Here is a 20,421-nt window from a genome sequence, read left to right as displayed (position 1 = left end):
TATGAGACTATTTGCTGACAGCGCATCTGATCTGCCAAAAGACTTTTTCGAAAATGAAAATGTTGTTTTATTGCCGCTTCGTGTTCATATTGGAGATCAGGATTTCGAAGACATTCGAGGCATTCAATCCATTAAAGTGTTCGATGCAATTCGTGGTGGTGATCAACCTAAAACATCCCAAGTTTCACCTGAAGAAATGTGGTCAGCTTTTGAACAGCTGGCAAAAGACAAAGACGAGGGCTATTATATTGCCTTTTCTTCTGAGCTATCAGGTACTTATAATACAGCCGTAATGGTGGCGGATCAGGTACGTGAAGAATACCCGGATTTGAAGCTAACAATACTAGATTCAAAAGCCGCTTCGCTCGGCTACGGACTGTTAGTAAAAGAAGCCGCAAAATTGCGCTCCGCTGGACAGCCTCTCGAAACTATTATTAAGAAAACTCGTTTGATGATTGATCATTTAGAAAGTCTGTTTACTGTAGAAGACTTAGATTATATGGCTAAAGGCGGCCGCATTTCCAAAGGTAGCGCTTTTGTTGGCGGGTTATTAAATATTAAGCCATTGCTTCACGTAGAAGATGGCAAACTTGTACCGATTGAAAAACTTCGAGGACGTAAAAAAGTGATCAAACGGATGATTGACCTAATGAGAGAACGCGGAACTCAATTAGATCAACAGACAATTGCCATTAGCCACGGTGACGACGCAGAGTTTGCGGCTTTACTAAAACAGGAGATTGAAAGCAACTTCCACCCGCAATCCGTTGAAGTCCATATGATTGGTTCGGTCATTGCTGCACATACGGGTCCTGGTACACTGGCAGTATTTTTCTTCAATACAATTGACTAGGAGCTGATTGACGATGAACAAAATAGTTATTGTAGGCGCAGTTGGCGGAGGCGCTACTGCCGCAGGTCAACTGCGCTTCTATGATCCAGACGTGCAGATTATTGTTTTTGATCGTGATTCGACGATGTCTTATGCAGCATGTGGAACGCCGTATGTTATAGGCGGTGTCATCGAAGATGAAGAGTCAATCATTATGACCGATCCCAAACGATTTAAGAAAAAACGAGATATCGATGTTCACATGAGACACGAAGTAATCGCAATCGATCGAGCAGCCAAAAAAGTGCTTGTGCACAACCTGGAAACTGGCGAACAATTTGAAGAGTCGTACGATGCCTTAATCTTAGCTCCAGGTGGTTCTGCGATTGTTCCTAAAATCGAAGGTCTAGATACATCGAAAGTCTTTACCTTACGCAATTTTGAAGACATGCAAAAAATTGACCAGTTCATCAAAACTGCACAACCCAAAAATTGCGTCGTTTCAGGTGGTGGCTTTATCGGGCTAGAAATGGCAGAAAACCTTAAAAACATTGGCTTGGACGTTTCTTTAGTGCATAGATCCCCAACCATTATGTCTATTTTGGATACCGATATTTCATTAATGATTGAGAAAGAACTGGCACTTCAAGATGTTAAATTAATTACTGGAACAGAGATCAAAAAAACGGAAGGCAAAACCATCCACCTGTCAAATGGCATTGACATACAAGCAGATTTCATTATTATGAGTGTTGGTTTGAGACCGAATACTAGACTGGCTATGAAAGCGGGCTTAACAATTGGTGAAACTGACGGTATTCAAACAAATGAATTTATGCAAACAAATGATCCATCGATTTACGCCATTGGAGATGCTTCAGAGAATTTTGATATGGTAACGGGAGATCCCAAAAGAGTTCCACTTGCTTCTCCTGCGCATCGTCAAGCATTTATCGCAGCGAGTCACCTTACGGGCAACAAGGTAGCGAAAAAAGGTTTGCTCGGAACTTCCGTCTTGAAAATTTTCTCATTAACTGCTGCAATGACAGGGTTAAACGAAAAAGCGATTCAAGATAAAAATTTAGCTTTTGCTACAGTGACGCATACCGGCAATTCGAATGCGGGTTATTATCCTGATCATTCCGAAATCACGTTAAAAGTCCATTACGATCCACAAACCCGTAAGATTTTAGGGGCACAATGTATTGGTGGCAAAGGCGTTGACAAGCGAATCGATGTCATTGTGACAGCAATCTACGGGGGGTTGACGATTGACGATTTGCAGGCACTCGAACTTTGCTATGCACCTCCCTATTCATCGCCGAAAGACCCAATTAATATGGTAGGTTATAAAGCATTAAGTAAATAATGCCAATATCAAAAACAGGCAGAAAAAGCGGATTGCTTTTTCTGCCTGTTTTATTTTTTCGGATTATTTCGGATTTTTCTCAACTGTCGACTGTTTCGCTGCATCTGCTTTACGTTGTTTGCCTTTACGCCAAACAAACCACAAGAACATCATGAACACAACATACATAACAACTAGCGTTGCAATGTACGCAGAGTTGAGTTTACTTTCTTCTGTTACGTGGAACACTTCCGCGATTTCTCGATCTTGTGTTATTCGGTAATCCCCATTATCTCCTTGGCGAATAATATCACTTTCAAATAATCCACGTAATTCCTGTCCTTGTCCAATGACATCAGCTGATAAGTTAATGCTCTTTGTTGAAGACGCGTTGTTAATAGCAACAATCCATGATTCTTCGTCATTCGAACGTTTATAAACGAGCCATCCATCTTCATCGTGTAGCACTTCCAATTCCCCTGTTCGTAATGCTTCAGACGAATTACGCAATGACGTCAAGTTAGTGATGTGATCAACAAGTTCCTTATCTACGGCCATATCTAAAATTTGATGAGATTCATCCAACTCTGTCCCATTCATAGCAGATTCTGAACCATATTGAACGACTGGAATTCCAGGCATCGTCAACAACTGAGTCAACAATAGCGTCCAGCGTGTCGGCGGAAATCCATTTTCCGCTACAATGTCTGCTGTAAATCGAGATCCAGTCAATGAATCTACTTGAATCAAATTGTTTTTGCTTTGCTCCATGATCGTCGTTACGTCGGTCATATCCTGATCAAAATTCTTATAAGCCGCACGTAATGTCTTTTCCACACCAGGCATCACTACCGCATCGAATGAACCACTGTCTGCCATTTCTTGATCACTTAAAATGTAACTATCTCGCACCTCTTTTATCGCTTTAGAAAAATCGCTAACAAAAGCTGCATCTAATTTGTCTGCGTCTTGTAGTCGGAACCCGTCAACTTGATAGGCTTCACTAAATTCTACAAATGTAGCAATTAGCGCTTCTTGGACCTCTGTGTTTGCTGTATCTAGTGCCAAGCTGCCGTCTTCGTTTTCTGTAAACCATTCTGGGTTTTCAACTGCCCACACATGATCTGCACTTACTTGTTGCGTCGGAATATCCACAATCACTTTCATTTCTTGATTATGGATTTCATCTACCAAGGTTTGAAATTCTTCTTCTGTACCAAAATGACGCTCGAATTTAGTATAGTCTCTTACTGTTTTGCCATCATATGTAGCTGTTGAAAATACAGGTCCTATTGAAAGAGCTGTGAAACCCATTTCTTTCGCAAATAATAGTTCACTGGCCATTCCATCAAAATCGCCACCATTAAAAGCTGCGGGATCTAATGCATTTACTTCATAATCATTATTGATCTTTTTATTGAAATAACGGTCAACTAACACATCATAGATAAGTTCGTCTTTAAGTTCCCGCTCTTCTGCAGCAAACACTGGATTGACTAGTGCCAGCAGCAGTACAGTTGTTATCATGCTCAAAATCCATTTTGCCTTCAATTCTAAGTCCTCCTTCAATGAGGTTGTTGGTACATTCCACCCGATTCATTTTATCAAACTCCAGCTATCGCCGCCATGTAAAGTTAGTGTTTCAGCACTGACTTGCTGGAGTTTCGTCTAAACTGTGAAAAGTTGCATAGAAAAAGACAGGTGCTAGATGCACCTGCCTACTTTCCTTAAAAGAAATCCAATCCGATTGGCAACATGAAACCGATGAACATTGTTGCAAGTAAGAACAAGACAAACAATGCCCAGAACATCGTAACTGGTTTTTGTTTTTTCGAACGGACCAACACCATCTCCATCATTCCAATTGTCAAAACACCCAATAAGAACTTAATGCCGTATAACATTGCATCATAGGAAGAATGGGCGATAAACAATGTTAACCCTGTAATGATGATCAAAACATAGAACAATCTCAAGACCATGTGCAAAATTTTACGGCCTTTACTGTCGCGCTGCATAAATGCGGCGATCAGAAACAAAATGACTGCAACAACCCATGTCGTGATGTGTAAATGTGTAGTGTCTGTAAAAATGCTCAAAAGCTCACCTCTTCTAATAAAGTCCTTTCCAGTTTATCACAAGTTGGACGATGGGAAGAGCCTATATCTTATGACAAATGTGTGACGAGAGTCCCAATGGATTCAATCGACACTTTAATCGTGTCTCCCGCTTTTAGGAATTTTGGCGGATTGAAACCTTTGCCCACTCCAGCCGGTGTCCCAGTAAGAAGAACATCCCCTGGTTCCAGCGCAATATATTTCGATACTTCCGCTACAAGGTCATCAACACGACGGATCATGTTTTCCGTGTTGCCGTTTTGGCGTACCTCATCGTTAACTTTTGTGACGATTGATAGATTTTGTGCTTGTGGGATTTCATCTTTTGTGACGATGTATGGACCTAATGGACATGAGCCCGACAAGCTTTTCCCAAGAAAATACTGTTGGTGTTTTTGTTGCAAGTCCCGTGCAGTCAAATCATTTGCAATGGTATAGCCAAAAACATAGTCATAAGCCATTTGCTTTGGTATTTTGTGTCCAGCTTTACCAATAATGACAGCCAATTCGCCTTCGTAATCATAGGAATCCGTTACATCACTGTGAACCGAGACGGTTTCGCCGTCAGCTGAAATACAAGTAGCCGACTTTGTGAAAACTACTAAGTCTACAGGAGCTTCTCCACCCATCTCTTTTGCATGATCCGCGTAATTCTTTCCAACGCAGATGATATTTTTCGGCGTTCTCGAAATTGGAGCTAACCATTCAATTTCTGAAAAAGAGTGTTTGAATTCTTCAGAGCGGTCAGATTGGACAGCGGCTTCCGTTAATTTACGGATTTGTTCAACAAATTCCATTCCTTGCGGGATTCCTTCAATCAATTGTGTAGGAAACGCAGGTAGAACTTCTAATTGCTGTTGAATCGCAACTAAATCCCATACAGCTTCTTCCTTTTTAACTTTTGGTCCAAATCCTTCTTTTCCTTCATAGCGAAATGATAACAGCTTCATTCGTCAAACACTCCTTTTCTGTGGTTGAATTCATTATACACATTCACGGTTTTGAATTGTTAGTTTTTTCGAAATTATTTCAATAAGTCCATTTTCTCCAGACACTTTCAAGCGGTCCACGCGAAAACTTCTCAAACCACAGTTCCGCAAAAATAAGCTGAATCACGAAAATACCTATGGCAATCAATGTCCCCGTCAACAAATCCACTTGGCCATATAATCCCAATCCATATGAATAGAAAATCAGTGTTGCAAAAATAGATTGCGTAATATAAGTCGTTAACGACATGCGTCCTACTTTAGCAACTGGAGAAAGTAGTTTCTGCATCGCGTTGTTCTGAGCTAGTAAAGCAATAATCGCCGCGTAGCCAATTGCTACAAGCGGTCCTCCGAAAATATCTTGCAAATAAACAAAAGCATAATTCGGTTCTAATAGAAACGGCAAAGATTTTAGCGCCAAACCGATTAACAGCGGGACAATCGCTAAAAACAGCCACAATTTCCGCTTTTCCTGTGTTCGTTCAATTAATCGCCATTTTGCAGCAGCCGCTCCAACCATTAGAAATGGCAGAATGGTAGCTATTAAGATAACAAAGCCAACTAAATTATTGCTATAGGACCAGTCAGCCAATCGCTGGCTAAAAATTTCCGCAAAACTCCCTGATTGATACGCTTGTATCGAACTTTCGATTTCCATATACCCAACATAAATATTCGGATCAGCGGCTACTGCTAAAAATAAAATACCCAGTAACAATACATGCGGTACTGTATAAATGATCGCACCAAATCCTACTAACCAACTGGATGGCAAACGAATCATGCCAATAAGTAAAAAGCCCATAATGGCGTAAGTGATTAAAATATCCCCATACCAAATCAAAAAGGCATGAATCATGCCGAATAACAGTAAAACCACAAGTCGTTTACTAGCCAAAGGCATAAAGGGACGTCCATTCGCTTCTGCACGCATATATTGCATGGCTAGTCCATAGCCAAACAACATTGCAAAGAGCGGGTAAAAACTGCCTTGGATGAATATATCGATAACAAAATAGATTCCTTCATTCATCGCTCCATTAAACCACTTATATGGATCGATATAGAAAAAAGGCGAATGGAAAGCTAGCATGTTAACGATCAAAATGCCAAACAGTGAGAATCCCCTCATTAAATCAATCGCTGTTACTCGTTCTTGAATAGAAACTGGCTGTAAGTTCAAAATAATCCTCCTAAATAATCACTTCTTGACTCGCTGCAAACAAATAGAGCCACCGTTCTTTTATTGGAATTCTCAGGATTGACTCGACTGCTTCTTGGTAGACAGTCAGCTGGACGCTATAGCGTTCGGTCATTTCATCTGTCACATTGCCCATATTCGCAACGCGATCGGTTTTATAATCCAGCAAAACCCAGCCATCTTGTTCTTCAAATAGACAATCGACGATTCCTTGGATAATTTGATGGTCTCCATCAGCGTCTTTTTTGGCATAGGTGAAAGGTACTTCTCGTTTAATATTTTTCGCTAAGCGTAGACGTCCAGCTGTTTCGCTTTTATAAAAGCGTTCAATTTCTTTAACACTCACTACTTTTCCTTCAGCAGGCGACAAAATTTCCATCCCAACTAAACTGTCGATGAATTCTTTTATTTCACTAGCAGTCATCGTACGATCCAATGGGATATGTTGCATGACCGCGTGGACAGCCGTTCCAACATCAGCTGCTGACAACTGTTTGTCCATCATGAAATCTGGCCGGTGCAGCAGTTTTGCCGTTTTAGGTTTTGCTGTTTGAACGAAGGATTCGGGTTCATCCAGACGCTGCAACATCTGCAGTCTTTTCATTTCCGTCACCGACTGTTTAGAGCGTTTGTCGACTGCCCGCTGGTGTGGATACTGATAATTGAAACGCTCATTGACGAGTTGCTGATAATCTTCAGCTGTACTCTTGTCTTCTAGCAATTCATCCAAACCCACTATAGCTGGAAGCAAGGTTTGAGATTCGATAATTTCAACATCAAAATGAGAACAATGGTTAAGCAAATTGCCGTTACTGTTTAATGACTCTTTGGCATCAGGATGTCTAGCTACAGCTGGACCAATCCAGTCTAAATACCCTTTTGCACGTGAACGCATAAAATCTGGCAGCAGCACATCATGTGTGCTGACTTTCCACTTTTCAACTAGCTTATCAATCTCTTTAACAGAAGCGGTCAAAAATAATTGCTCTTTTGCTCGTGTCATCGCTACATACAAAACCCGCATTTCTTCCGCTTTCATCTGTAGCTGTTTCATTTCTCTGACCGCCAGAAACGGCAACGACGTATATTCGATTCTTGTATCCGGATTGACTGCTTTTACTGCTAGTCCATAATCTTGATCAAACAAATACGATTTTCTGAAATCCATTTCATTAAATGAACGACCGGTACCCGCAAAAAAGACGACGGGAAACTCAAGTCCTTTTGACTTATGAACCGTCATAAGCCGAACGACATTTTCTTTTTCACTAAGTGATTTTGCAGTTCCTAGATCATCTCCACGCTCACGCATCCGGTCAATAAAGCGTAGGAACCGGAACAGTCCACGAAACGATGTTTTTTCATATTCTAATGCCCGGTCATGTAAAGCACGTAAATTAGCTGTCCGTTGTTTGCCATTTGTCATCGCACCGGCCATCTCATAATAATTGGTGTCTAAATACACCTGCCATATTAACTCTGCCAGAGAACCACGACGCGCAAGGTTTCGCCACTGATCTAGTTGAAGAACGAAACGTTGCAACTTCTCAGCGGCAGCGGGATCAATTCCAGTACCCGCACGCATAAAGGTTTTTACTGCTTCATAAAATGAAGCTTGAGGTGCCGCTAAGCGGATTTCAGCTAATTCATTTTCCTTTAATCCAACAAATGGTGCACGTAAAACAGAAGCCAGTGGAATGTCTTGGTAAGGATTATCAATGACACGCAATGTGTTGAGCATAATCATCACTTCAAGCGCCTCAAAATAGCCTCCTCTTAATTCTGCATACAGCGGAATTCCAGCCATCTTAAATTCGTCTACAAAGTCTCCTGACCAAGTCATAGAACGCATCAGGACTACAATATCGCGATATTCCAGTTTTCGTTGTTGCCGGGTCCATGGATCGTTAACCATTGTTTGGCCGTCCATCAGTTTCTTGATTTTTTTGGCGATAAAACGGGCTTCCCATTGCGATTTCACCAAGTCTTCGTCTACTAATTCCTCTTCCGTTTCAGGTTCGTGAATCAAAGCCAATTTAATCGGAATTGGCTGTTCCGGATAAGGAGCTTTTGCTTTTAGCGCCGCTGCTTCATCATAGTCAATTTCTCCCACTCGTCGTCCCATAATTTGAGAAAAAATATAATTGGTACCGTCTAGTATTTCTTTACGGCTTCTGAAGTTTGCATTTAAATCAATTCGCAATCCGGTATCTTTTGCATCGTAGCGAAAACGAGCATATTTCCCTAAAAAGAGCATTGGTTCGGCGAGACGGAAACGGTAGATGGATTGTTTAACGTCTCCTACCATAAAGAGATTGCCGTCTTGTTCTCCGCCGGATTTTACGAGGTTCAAAATTGTTTCTTGAAGCAAATTCGTATCTTGATATTCATCCACTAACACTTCTTTAAAGCGACTTTGGTATTCTTCCGCAATTACAGAAGGCTTGCCCTCATCCATTAAAATTTCTAATGCATAATGCTCAAGATCAGAAAAATCTACTAACGCTTTATCAATTTTCAACGCCTTGTATTGCTCTGCAAACTGTTGTGTGAGCTCAACTAAGGTTTTCATCATAGGTGCCATTTCGCGCATTTCTTCAAGTAAGCGTTTGGGCGAGCGAGTAAAATAGGCGTCAAACAATCCACTGACAATTTTCTTTACTTCATTGCGTCTAGCTTTTGCTTCTTCTGCAATGTCTGGGTCACACGAATCTTTGCGAATACTTGCTGCCTTTTCCCATTTAAACGTTTTCGAAAAATCGGAAAGGCTGTCCCAAGAATCCTCCAAAGAAACAATGGCTGCCTGGATGACCTCCGCGTCTGTTTTAAAGGTTACTTCTAGTACGCTTGGACCATTTGGCTGTATCGCCAACTCAAGTCCTTCTCGAGTTAACTGCAACGCTTCTTCCAAAGCATGACGTATCGTCAATTTTAAATCGTCAATAAACGGCAGTTCATCAACTGTGGAAGATGCCGGTACATTGTATAACGCGGGCACTTGTACTAGCCAAGCTTCAGGATCAGGATGCACACGTGAGTAATCGTAAAGCTTGCTGAGAAGAACTTCCATTGCTTGGTCGCTGCGATCAGAAGTAAAACTGTCTGCTAAGCGGTACACCGCCTCTGCGCCTTGTCCTTCGTAAGCTGTTTCAAGAACGGCTTCAAGTACATCATCCCGCAACAATGCAGCTTCAGTTTCTCCAGCAATCCGGAAACCTGGATCAATTTCCAGTAAATACGCGTATTGTTTTACGACTTGCAAACAAAAAGAATGCAACGTGGAAATTTGTGCTTTATTAATTAGGCGCAATTGTTTTCTTAAATGAGTCGATTCAGGATTTTCTGCAACTGCTCGTTCCAAAGCATTTGCCATTCGGTGACGCATTTCAGCAGCTGACGCATTGGTAAACGTAACGACTAAAAGTTCGTCTACGGATATAGGATCTTCTTCGGCCAATACTTTTTCAATCATACGATTAATCAAAACAGCTGTTTTTCCTGAACCAGCTGCGGCTGACACGAGCATATCTTGTCCTTTTGCCCAAATTGCTTGCCATTGTTCATCGGTCCATGTGGCATCAATCGGTTTTTTCGGTATCATCTGCAGCGGTCTCCTTTCTAATCAATTCAACTGCCTGTTGGGGTGATAAAGCTGAAAGTTTTCGGTAGTTTTGCTGTGGATCTGCCGGATCAAATTGACAAACCGAGCGATAAGAACAAAATTGACAAGGTGTATCTTCTTTTACTTTATAAGGAGTAATGCTCGTATTGCCTTCTAGTATGCCATTCCCGGCATTTTGGTGCTTGCCACGGACAAACCGCCGAATGGCTTGCATGTCTTCTTTCATGACTGTTTTTGATTGGCTAGCTGATACTGCACCACTTTTGTTGAGTCTCACAGGTATAACGTTGGAATAGCCATCTATGCCGTCATCCATCGCTTGAATTACTTCTGGATCTTCCACGACCAAGCCATTCATTTTAAAGGATTTTGCCAGTTCTTCTTCTAACTCTTCAGCCGTCATCAACTTTGTGAGCTTTAGCATAGGATTGTGCATATGGAAGTACAGTACGCCAGCAGGTTCGGCTTCTTTTCCAAGCCAGCGATCAGCATGTGTCAATGCTACATCTAAATACGTAAAAGTCTGTAGCGACAGACCGTGATAGACATTACTAAGGTCAAGACCTTGTTTAGATGATTTGTAATCGACGACACGTAAATACGGTTTGCCGTGGATTTCAGTCGAATCAATTCGATCAATGCGTCCGCGGACATTCATTTTGCGACCATCTTTTAAAGAGATTTCAAGTGGTGGAATGGTTTCTTTCGGTCCAAACCCTACCTCAAGTGCAACTGGGACAAAGCCAGAAACTTTGGCGTGCTTGCTTAACATGAAGGCTGTCTGACGAATAATCCCTTCTAGTTTATGTTGAATATAACGATAGCGGTGTGAACTAATTAAGATATGATTGACGAAATAAGGCGATAATTGTTCAATTGCCTGTTTCGCTAAGTTTTGACACTGTGTTTTTGTCAGTGATGACCAGGATACGCCAAGTCGCAACACTTCATCTGATATCCATTTAATCGCTGCATGAAAAAGATCACCCATAGCAGGAGCTGCTAATTTATATTGACTTCTTTCTTCAAGGCGTAAACCATATGCCACATAATGCGCAAACGGACAGCCATAATACGTTTCAACTCGTGAAACGCTAGAGGAAATTGGCGTACCATATAAAGGATCTGCAATGTTTTTGCGCAGTGAATCCGCTGTATTGGGCTTAAGTGGCGCTAAAATGCGGTGAATGACAGAAGACCAAAATGGATCTTCTTGATAGTAATGTAAAACGGCATGCCATTCTGCTGACAAATCCCCACCGCGAATTTGCGACGTTAAATAAGCTAAACTCGCTCGTGGATGCGAAATATATGCCAATGGAGAAGCGTTTAGTAGCTCTTCCGGATCGATAACAGCAGGAATCGTTTCAATCGCTAACATATCTTTCAGCTTTTGAATATAAAGAGAAGGCAACAGTGCTTTGCCTTCCTCATCTGCAATCGGAAACGACACCGTCAACAAATCCGATGCAGAGGTAAATGCACGGTAAACCATATAAGTCTCATCCATTAAACGCATTTTCGAAGTTGGCGCTAGTTCAAACCCGATCTGCGCAAACCATTCACGGTCTGTATCCGTCAAAATCCCATCTTGCTCGATTCGCTTCGGCAATACTCCATCATTAGCTCCGACGACGAATACCGATTTGATATCCATCAAACGCGCTAAATCAATTTTGGATACCATGACTTGATCTAATGAAGGCGGAATTCGTGAAAATTCTAGCGTCTCAAAACCCTCGTCTAAGATTTTCACCGCTGTTGGTAAATCGATTTCTTTATCTCCAAACATCAACACAAACTGATCCAGTACACCGATCCACTGGTTCCAGGCCTGTTCGTGTTCGGTAGCCGCTAATAGACGATGTTCCTGTTCTTCGCGTTCTCTCAAATCTTGAATTTTGGCGTAAACGTTCATTTTTTCTATGAAAAGAAACAGTGATTCCGCTATATCTCTTCCTGTTTTACTAAGTTTTAATTGTTCTTTTAACTGTGCCATCGGTTCTCTGATTAAATCACGAACTGCGTGAAGCTCTAGTTGAGCTGCCAATTCTTCATCTGTTTGAATTGACGTATGAAATTCCAGTCCACGGTATTTTTTGTAAAACCAGCGCTTTTCCTCAAACCAACGCTCTCCGTATATCCCATTTGCTATGACAAAGTTCTCCAGCACATCACTGCGTTCTCTCCATTTGGAGACAGGTCCTTGAGGAAAAAACAAATCCGTCTTAACTGCCCGAAAAATTGATTCATAGGAATAATTATTGACAACTGCTTCAAGAATAGAGCGGCTGAATTCGATCAATGGATGATGGAGCATCGATTTTTTTTGACTAATAAAATAAGGAATTTCGTATTGCGGAAAAATAGTATTAATCAGTTCATCATAAATTTCAGGCTGTCTGTAGAGGATGGCAATTTCATTATAACGAAACCCACTTCTTACTTGGTCTCTTATCGCGCGTGCCACCGCATGCATCTCAGCTCTTCTGTTTGAGGCCTCGACTAGCGTAACATGACCTGATCCTTGAATTGTTGGAGTTGGAAACACGTCAAAATGCTGTTCAATATGTTGAAGTTCTGAATTAGTAAATCGGCGTGACAAATCCAAATGCACCGAATGGTCAATCTCGATGCCTTCTTTCGCAGCTTGTTCAGTTAATCGTCTGGCCGTATTAGCAGACTGATAAAATAAAGCCTGTTCGTCGTTTGGATCTGTTTGTTCATCCATCGGTAAGGCAATCGTCACCGATTTAGCATGTTTCATTAATTCAAAAAGAATTTCGTATTCTCTCGCTGTAAATGTTACAAATCCATCAATGTAGATCGTCGCTGATTTCACTAGATCCGAATATGGAATTTTTTCACTCAGTAAAGCCAAGTGACCTTCAGAATCAACAAAAACTTTTCCTAAACGATTTTCAATCTCGGTAAGGATTAGTTCGAGGTCTTGTGCTTTATCGAGCAGCGTTCTCGGCGCCCCAGCTTCAGTTAATGAAGAACGGATTGATCCCAATTCTAGACAATCCACACAGTAGCGAGCGAACTCTTTCACTAGTTGTTCAATTTGGTCGGTAAAACCTCTTTTGCCGGCTGCCCGACGAAATAATTGAAAATCATCTCGGTGATCTTCCAATAAGCTGCGGATGAGCATGCGGTATCCGAAAGTATCCACTTCTTTCCTGCTTATGCCTCCAACTTCTTGTAGCACACGCCAAGCCAGTCGTTTAAAAGTAACGGCCTGTGCTCGAATCATCCCGTTCATGCCGTAATCTGCCGCAAGCTGATATTCGGTGGAAAACGACATCTGATCCGGAACGATGAGGAAAATCGGTTCTCCGTCTGCTTGTCGTTTCAATTCATCTACTATTTCTTCTTGAACAAAACGAGTTTTTCCCGCTCCCGCTCTGCCGTATACAATGCGCAAAGACATATAACCACTCCCCAAAAGAACATTTGTTCTCATTATACGTTTATTAAAATTTGATTGCCACCTTTGGAATGACTTACTGTTGTTGTTTTTTGCGTTCTTCTTTTGCTAAGCGAAAATCCGCTTCCACTTTTTTATGTAATCGCTTTTCAAGAATTTTACCGATTACATACAATAAAATAATGACTGCGATCACAATTGCCGTTCTAATTGGTTGTGTAAAAAGCGCACGCAGATCGTAACCCACATAAGAAATTGTAAAGACCATAACAAGTTTTCCCGCCATCACCGTCAATAAATAATAATGCTTGCGGATATTGGATAAGCCAGCCACAAGATTAACAAGCGCAGATGGTGTAAAAGGTAAGCAAAGCAATAGAAATAACGGACCAAAACCATTGCGTTCTACCCAGTGAATCAATTTTTGTACTTTGTCATGACGCGTCATAAAATTCATGAAGCGGGCTCGCCCGTATTTGCGGACCAGTAAAAACACAGCATAAGCGCCAATTACTGAGCCACCCCAAGATAGCAAGAACCCAAACCATAATCCATAAGCCGTGGCATTAGCAAAAACAAAAACAAATAATGGTAAAAACGGCAAGAAGGCTTCGATAAACGGCAACAAGAAGCCGATTAATGGACCAAATGCTCGGTAGGACTGGGTCAATTCAACAATATTCTCCATAGAAAAAAACTCTGTCATAAGCTCAGTCCTTTAATCTGTTTAATTTTTCAAAATACTAGCCCAAACTAAAAAGCTTTTGTGCTATGCTATTATAATTACTTTACACTCTTTCAAAGAGTTTGGAAAAGGAAATACTTATACATAGGGAGCGAAAAAAATGAACGGACGTGAGTTTTCTGCTGGATTAAAGGCTGGAACTAGCATTGCGATTGGTTATTTTCCAATTGCATTGACCTTTGGTTTATTAGCAAAGACTACTGGGCTTTCTTTACTACAAGCCACGGCGATGAGTATTTTTGTTTTTGCTGGTGCAGCACAGTATATTTCACTTTCTCTCATTACAGCTGGAGTCGCTCCAGTCTTGATTGTGTTAAATACCTTTATCGTCAACATCCGTCATTTCCTTATGACGGCGGCACTCAACGAAAAGATGCAGCCTGACGATCGCTGGAAAAAAGCGCTTTACGCGTTTGGAATTACGGACGAAACTTTTTCTGTATTAGCTACACAAAAGGGCACTAAATTATCTACTGCGTTTGCTGTTGGTGTTATCGTCATCGCTTATGGAAGTTGGGTCATATTTACAGCAATCGGTCATTTAATCGGTGCCAACTTGCCGCAATTCCTACAAGCTTCTATGACAATAGCACTTTATGCAATGTTCGTTGGATTGTTAGTACCTTCAATGCGCGGCAATCGAAAAGTCGTCAGTCTAGCTATTTTGGCAGGTCTGGCCAATTCCCTGTTTTACTTTACGGAATGGCTTTCAACGGGGTGGGCCATTATGGTTTCAACTTTAGTATCCGCAATCTTCATTGAATGGATTTCTCGGAAAGGTGTGAAGGCAACATGAATTCTTGGTATTGGTGGATGATCCTTGGCATGGCTGTCGTAACGTATATTCCTCGTGCCATTCCGCTAACTTTTCTAGAAGGCCGCGAGTTGCCTGCAGCCGTACAAAATGTGCTGCGCAATATTCCATATGCTGTTTTAGGCGCACTGATTTTTCCGGCAATATTTTTCATTCAAGAAAACGTTTGGTTTGGCATTATTGGTGCTATTGCAGCATTTGGCTTTGCCATTGCAGGTGCTAACGTTATGCTTGTCGTTCTTGGTTCTATTGCTGTGTTAGCAGTTTACAGTCTGTTTATCTGAAATAATGCATCGCAAATCGTGCTGATGCGTAAACAATCTTTTCAAACAAAAAAAAGCCGTTACTCATTTTCATGAGCTTCGGCTTTTTTTCTACGTTTAAACATATTTGTGGCATACCAGAATCCGGCAGTAAGAGAAGCCGCATTGGCGATAAACAATAACCACGTATGAGTGTATCCTGCATAAACAGCTGCTGCCATAAGCGCCACTGTTAAAATTAATGCCACAATGTGATTAAATGTCACTCTCGTAAACAGGATGACGAGTAATCCTGGCACGAGCAGAGACAGAAAGAATTTCGTTACCATTGATTCCATTTAGTTATCTCCTTAATTGACCACTAATAATCCCAGTCGGTGGTGATCGTGACGGAAAATAACATGCTGGCGTAAACGCACTTCCAAGTTATGATCCAGTACTTCCAGACGGCAATGAGCAGCATTAACTTGAATCGCTTCATACAGCTCCGATTCGTTTGCAATGGCAATACCATTTACTTTACGAATAACTTCTCCGCGCAATAGGCCCATTTTGTCAGCTGGAGACCCCGGCAACACATCAACAATCATGACTCCTTGAGATTGCGGTGTCACGGCAAAATTGCCACCGCGCTCTCTTAACACAAAGTGAATGGAGATCGCGATACGTCCAATCACTCCTACAACTAATGCGACTACGGCTAGAGGCTGCCACAATAATGCGACCAAACCAATCACCACAATGCTAATTCCTAAAGTAGAAACCGCTTTGCCGACCAGTGGGTATAGGTAAACTGGCAATGTCCGTTGTGAGCGACCAAAAAATCCAAAAACAAACGGGAATAGAATGAATGAAAAACTTGTTTCACCAATTGGCAATTGCGGCCAATATGGTGCATACGTATCAATTACCGTACCCGGCACGACTAATAGAATTGGCAATAGCCACAACCTTTTTGAAACATAAGCTGCCGCTTTAAGTCCGCGACCAGATTTATGCAACCTCGGCGATGCTGCTTCAGCAGCAGCTTTATCAATCATTTTCCCTTCAGCAAATACCAATGCCCCCGTAATGAGTGCGACAGGAATTAACCACTGGTAGTCAAAAGCAATTCCTTCGAATGTAAATAAGCCAAAATTCAACGTCCAGCTATTAGCCTGAAACAACCAGCTGAGTGCTACAGCAGCTGTAGCTAGATAAACAAATGAGCCTGCTTGATAAAAGCTTGTTGCCATTAACAAAATAGAAATGATCGCTAAAGCAATTAGCCAATCCAGTGGCACGACGAGCCCAATTCCTGCAAATAGGACTGAAAAAATGACTGCATATAACCAACCGTCTTTCAATAATCGTTTAAATTCAGTTAATCCGTAGACAATTCGAATTCGAAAAATCCTTCTTTCTTTCTTTACACGATAATATCCCAACAACACTGCAGCGAGCAATGCTATGTATAAAACCGGATTTATAAAAAATCCACCAATCGCTAACATTAAATCCATTATCACTATACTTACACCATCCCTATCACCGACAATAAACGCTATCTCTCATTGTACCAAAAATTGCCGGCTTTCTACACTTCTTTTTCAGTTAACCAAATGCGGCATCTAATTGTTCCAAAATATCTTTAATGCCTTCAATTCCAGCAGACAATCGAATTACTTGGCGTGTCACGCCGACTTTCTCTTTTTCTTCAGCTGAAAGTGCTCTATGCGACGTTCCATAAGGATACGATACAGTCGTTTCCACGCCAGCTAACGTAGGTACTATTTTGATCCAGCCAAGTAATGAAAAAAACTTCGACACATCCATTGTTTCCGGCAATTCAAAAGAAACGATTGCTCCAACTCCTGGATACCAGACGCGTGCTTTATCTGTTAAAAAATTAGCAATTGCCCCAGCGTTTGCTGTTTGTGTTTTCATTCGGAGCGCCAAGGTTTTAATCCCGCGAATCGTCAGCCATGCTTCAAATGGACTTAAATTCAATCCTAAATTGACCACACGTTTTTCAGCAATGCCAATCAAGTCTGCATCTCCAACTAAAACGCCAGATGTAACGTCGCTATGACCCCCTAGATACTTTGTCGCACTATGTGCTACTAGATCTGCCCCAAGTAAATACGGAGTCATTGTGTAAGGTGTAGCAAACGTATTATCAATCATAACACGTACTCCGTAATGATCTTTTAATTGGCATAAATTCTCCATGTTTTCTAAGCGCAAAAATGGATTAGTAATCGATTCACTAAATAGCAATTTGACTTCAGGGAAATCAATTAAAATCCCTTCGATTTCACTACGATCCGAAAAGTCCGCAAAATGAACTTGGATTCCCATCAGTACTAACTCTTCCTTTAACAAATGAAACGTTCCGCCGTAAACATCCTGAGCAGCTAAAACATGATCGCCCGATTTTACTACAGATAGGATTCCAGCTAGAATCGCTGAAGTTCCAGAAGATGCCGAAACTCCTTTAGGTGCTTGTTCTAAATCAGCTACAGTCTGACCAAGTGCATCAGTGTTGGGATTGGCTGTTCTTGAATACAAATACGTACCATTGCCCTCGTAATAACCTTCAAGCTCTTCCAAAGATGAAAAAGAAAACGCTGAAGTTTGATAAAGTGGCATAACTTTCGATTGAATCGTACGTTCCTTCATTGTAGCGGTATGCACTGATTTTGTTTCGATTGATGTCATTTTTCCATCTCCTATTCCATTGCTTCCACTAATTTCTCCATCATTGGTAAATCCATTGGACCTACAACTTTGTTCTGAATACGTCCTTTAGTATCAATCATATACGATGTCGGGATAGACACCGCTTGATAAGTGGCACCAACATCGCCTTTTTCGTCCATCGGAATGGCGAACTCTAGCCCAAATTCTTCGACAAACTCTTCGATTTCCTCCAAGCCTTTGTCTTCTGTCGTTAAATTGACAGACAAAATGACTACATTTTCCTCTTCAGCATGCTCTTCAAAATAACTTTGCATATGCGGCATTTCAGCTCTGCACGGAGGGCACCAAGTAGCCCAAAAATTCAATAACACTTTCTGTCCTTGATAATCCGATAACGTCACCTCTTGACCATCTAATGTAGTCAATTGAAAATCTGGAGCTTTTTCTCCTTTAGCCAAGCCCTCATCTGTTGGCAAAAAATCCACGTTACTGCCGATTGCCATGTTATCAAGCGCTTCGGACTCCGCCATGTTGTTCTTAACAGCCCCGATTATAACGAGTACTACCATAGTGGCCAGTACCAATAAGCCGATTATTTTTTTAGGCATCTGTTATTCACTCCATTCAACTTTCATCATACGATAAATGAGACCGATTATTCCACTAAGTTTCTTTAAAAATGTGACAGAATAACTGGAATCTAAAAAACAGCCGACATCCATATGCCGGCTGTTCCACATGCTAAGCTACTCTTACACGCGCAAAAATTTTCTGATTGACATAAAGCTTCCCCATACCCCAATAAATACGCCCATCAATAAAATCAAGGCACTTACTTGGTAGATGAAGGGAGAGAAGTCCAATAGCTGGAATAATTCTCCACTCAAACGAGGTTGTGCAAATTCGGTAATTTTTTTATAAAGTAACGCTACGAGACCAATCGGAATAAGAGAACCTAATATCCCAAGCCACATGCCTTCCAAAATAAAAGGAATGCGAACGAACCAGTTTGTAGCACCCACTAATTTCATGATTTCAATTTCACGACGTCTCGCGACAATCGTAATACGAATTGTATTAGAAATTAGGAACATTGCGGTAAATAACAAAGCCAAAATTAAAATCAAGCCCACGTTTCTTCCGGCATTTAGGAAATCAAAAAGTTTCTCTATTTTGCCTTCTCCGTATTTCACATCTTCAATGTTCTCAAGCTTTGCAATACTTTTCGCAACGGTTTCGGTTTGTTGCGGATCGGTCGCTTTTACATAAAACACATCAAAAAGTGGATTACTTTGTTCAAATAAACTCAACTCATCTCCAAAATCAAGAACCAAGTCTGTTAACTCTTCTTCTTTCGTTGAAAAATTGGTCGAGTCTACTCCTGGAATTTCACTAATTTGAGACTCTAATTTTTCGATTGTTTTGTCTTCAGCTTCTAAAGAGACGAAAACTTTGATTTCGACATCTTTTTCAAGATCATCAGCCACTTTGTTTAAGTTCATCATGATGAGAACAAATACGCCTACCAATAATAGTGTGACTGTAACGGCACTTACTGAAGCAAACGTCATCCAGCTATTTCGACCAATGCTTTTAAAACTTTCTTTGAAATGACGCACCATTGTTCTAGCCTTCATAGCCGTAGTCACCTCCAGCTACATCACGGACAATTAATCCGCCTTCAATTGCAATAACGCGATGTCTTAATGTATTCACGATATGTTGATTATGCGTTGCCATAATAACGGTTGTGCCCGCTTTGTTGATTCGTTCAAACAAATCCATGATATCCCAGGCTGTTTCAGGATCCAAGTTTCCTGTTGGTTCGTCAGCTATCATCACTTTCGGCATGTTCACAATTGAACGCGCAATTGATACACGCTGCTGTTCGCCACCGGATAATTCAGTCGGGAACATTTTGGCTTTATGTTTTAACCCAACTAAATCCAATACTTCCATGACACGTCTTTTAATATCTGCCGGTTTTTCTTCAATTACTTCCAATGCAAATGCTACATTTTCATAGACATTTAATTTTGTGAGCAATTTGAAGTCTTGAAACACAACGCCAATTTGACGACGCAACATGGGAACTTTCCGATTCTTCAATGTAGCGATATCAATGTCATCCACAAACATCTGACCAGAAGATGGTCGTTCCTCACGATACATCATTTTGATGAACGTCGATTTCCCTGCACCACTTGGTCCTACTATATATACAAATTCACCTTGTTCAATTTCAACATTGAGACCGTTCAAGGCAACAATTCCGTTCGGGTATTTCTTGTAAACATTCTTCATTTGAATCATTTTTATTACCACCTACTAGTAATTGGCTTGCGCCAAAATTTTTTCCTTAGAATTTCACAGCAAAC

The 20,421-nt window shown here is 41.1% G+C and carries 17 protein-coding genes; 4 read left to right on the top strand and 13 right to left on the bottom strand.

The window, feature by feature from the left end:
* The first annotated feature begins 1 nt into the window (after position 1).
* Together AUO94_RS13575 and AUO94_RS13570 are read left to right on the top strand one after the other, a co-directional pair.
* Positions 2 to 853, top strand: a complete 852-nt coding sequence (locus AUO94_RS13575; RefSeq protein ID WP_058384726.1) for a DegV family protein — start codon at positions 2 to 4, stop codon at positions 851 to 853.
* A gap of 13 nt (positions 854 to 866) precedes the next feature.
* Complete coding sequence (locus AUO94_RS13570) at positions 867 to 2,201, top strand: CoA-disulfide reductase (protein ID WP_058384725.1); 1,335 nt, start codon at positions 867 to 869, stop codon at positions 2,199 to 2,201.
* 63 nt (positions 2,202 to 2,264) lie between these two features.
* On the opposite strand, the gene AUO94_RS13565 is transcribed toward AUO94_RS13570, so the two are convergent.
* The 7 genes from AUO94_RS13565 to AUO94_RS13535 form a co-directional block, all read right to left on the bottom strand.
* Positions 2,265 to 3,731: an alpha-amylase family glycosyl hydrolase gene (locus tag AUO94_RS13565; protein ID WP_058384724.1), complete on the bottom strand. Its 1,467-nt coding sequence runs from the start codon at positions 3,729 to 3,731 to the stop codon at positions 2,265 to 2,267.
* Between the two features lie 176 nt (positions 3,732 to 3,907).
* The gene (locus AUO94_RS13560) at positions 3,908 to 4,279 is read right to left on the bottom strand and encodes a YisL family protein (protein WP_058384723.1); all 372 of its coding nucleotides are present in this window, start codon (positions 4,277 to 4,279) and stop codon (positions 3,908 to 3,910) included.
* Between the two features lie 68 nt (positions 4,280 to 4,347).
* On the bottom strand, positions 4,348 to 5,247 hold the full coding sequence (locus AUO94_RS13555) for a fumarylacetoacetate hydrolase family protein (RefSeq protein ID WP_058384722.1): 900 nt from the start codon (positions 5,245 to 5,247) through the stop codon (positions 4,348 to 4,350).
* A 79-nt stretch (positions 5,248 to 5,326) separates the two neighbouring features.
* Complete coding sequence (locus AUO94_RS13550; protein WP_058384721.1) at positions 5,327 to 6,469, bottom strand: DUF418 domain-containing protein; 1,143 nt, start codon at positions 6,467 to 6,469, stop codon at positions 5,327 to 5,329.
* A 10-nt stretch (positions 6,470 to 6,479) separates the two neighbouring features.
* A complete protein-coding gene (addA, locus tag AUO94_RS13545; RefSeq protein ID WP_058384720.1) occupies positions 6,480 to 10,088 on the bottom strand; it encodes a helicase-exonuclease AddAB subunit AddA in 3,609 nt (1,202 codons plus the stop codon).
* Positions 10,066 to 13,542 (bottom strand): helicase-exonuclease AddAB subunit AddB, encoded by a 3,477-nt coding sequence (gene addB / locus AUO94_RS13540; RefSeq protein ID WP_058384719.1) that lies wholly within the window; start codon positions 13,540 to 13,542, stop codon positions 10,066 to 10,068. The genes addA and addB overlap by 23 nt, the downstream gene beginning before the upstream one ends.
* Before the next feature lie 73 nt (positions 13,543 to 13,615).
* A complete protein-coding gene (locus AUO94_RS13535) occupies positions 13,616 to 14,227 on the bottom strand; it encodes a TVP38/TMEM64 family protein (RefSeq protein ID WP_078080841.1) in 612 nt (203 codons plus the stop codon).
* Positions 14,228 to 14,384: 157 nt separating this feature from the next.
* Between AUO94_RS13535 and AUO94_RS13530 the strand changes: the two genes are divergently transcribed.
* Entirely contained in the window at positions 14,385 to 15,080 is a 696-nt protein-coding gene (locus AUO94_RS13530) for an AzlC family ABC transporter permease (protein WP_058384717.1), read from the top strand.
* A complete protein-coding gene (locus AUO94_RS13525; RefSeq protein WP_058384716.1) occupies positions 15,077 to 15,382 on the top strand; it encodes an AzlD domain-containing protein in 306 nt (101 codons plus the stop codon). The genes AUO94_RS13530 and AUO94_RS13525 overlap by 4 nt, the downstream gene beginning before the upstream one ends.
* Positions 15,383 to 15,441: 59 nt before the next feature.
* On the opposite strand, the gene AUO94_RS13520 is transcribed toward AUO94_RS13525, so the two are convergent.
* From AUO94_RS13520 to ftsE, 6 genes are all read right to left on the bottom strand, one after another.
* Complete coding sequence (locus tag AUO94_RS13520) at positions 15,442 to 15,699, bottom strand: CsbA family protein (RefSeq protein ID WP_058384715.1); 258 nt, start codon at positions 15,697 to 15,699, stop codon at positions 15,442 to 15,444.
* A 12-nt stretch (positions 15,700 to 15,711) separates the two neighbouring features.
* The gene (locus tag AUO94_RS13515; protein ID WP_058384714.1) at positions 15,712 to 16,863 is read right to left on the bottom strand and encodes a PDZ domain-containing protein; all 1,152 of its coding nucleotides are present in this window, start codon (positions 16,861 to 16,863) and stop codon (positions 15,712 to 15,714) included.
* A 91-nt stretch (positions 16,864 to 16,954) separates the two neighbouring features.
* Positions 16,955 to 18,061 (bottom strand): trans-sulfuration enzyme family protein, encoded by a 1,107-nt coding sequence (locus AUO94_RS13510; protein ID WP_058384713.1) that lies wholly within the window; start codon positions 18,059 to 18,061, stop codon positions 16,955 to 16,957.
* A gap of 11 nt (positions 18,062 to 18,072) precedes the next feature.
* Complete coding sequence (locus AUO94_RS13505) at positions 18,073 to 18,651, bottom strand: TlpA family protein disulfide reductase (protein WP_058384712.1); 579 nt, start codon at positions 18,649 to 18,651, stop codon at positions 18,073 to 18,075.
* A 144-nt stretch (positions 18,652 to 18,795) separates the two neighbouring features.
* Positions 18,796 to 19,680: a permease-like cell division protein FtsX gene (gene ftsX / locus AUO94_RS13500; RefSeq protein ID WP_058384711.1), complete on the bottom strand. Its 885-nt coding sequence runs from the start codon at positions 19,678 to 19,680 to the stop codon at positions 18,796 to 18,798.
* Positions 19,670 to 20,356 (bottom strand): cell division ATP-binding protein FtsE, encoded by a 687-nt coding sequence (ftsE, locus tag AUO94_RS13495; protein WP_058384710.1) that lies wholly within the window; start codon positions 20,354 to 20,356, stop codon positions 19,670 to 19,672. The genes ftsX and ftsE overlap by 11 nt, the downstream gene beginning before the upstream one ends.
* Positions 20,357 to 20,421 lie beyond the last annotated feature (65 nt).

This window comes from Planococcus kocurii, assembly GCF_001465835.2.
GTDB classification, from domain to species: Bacteria; Bacillota; Bacilli; order Bacillales_A; family Planococcaceae; genus Planococcus; species Planococcus kocurii.
Note: the sequence above shows the minus strand (reverse complement) of the source record. Positions and strands in the feature narration are given on the sequence as shown.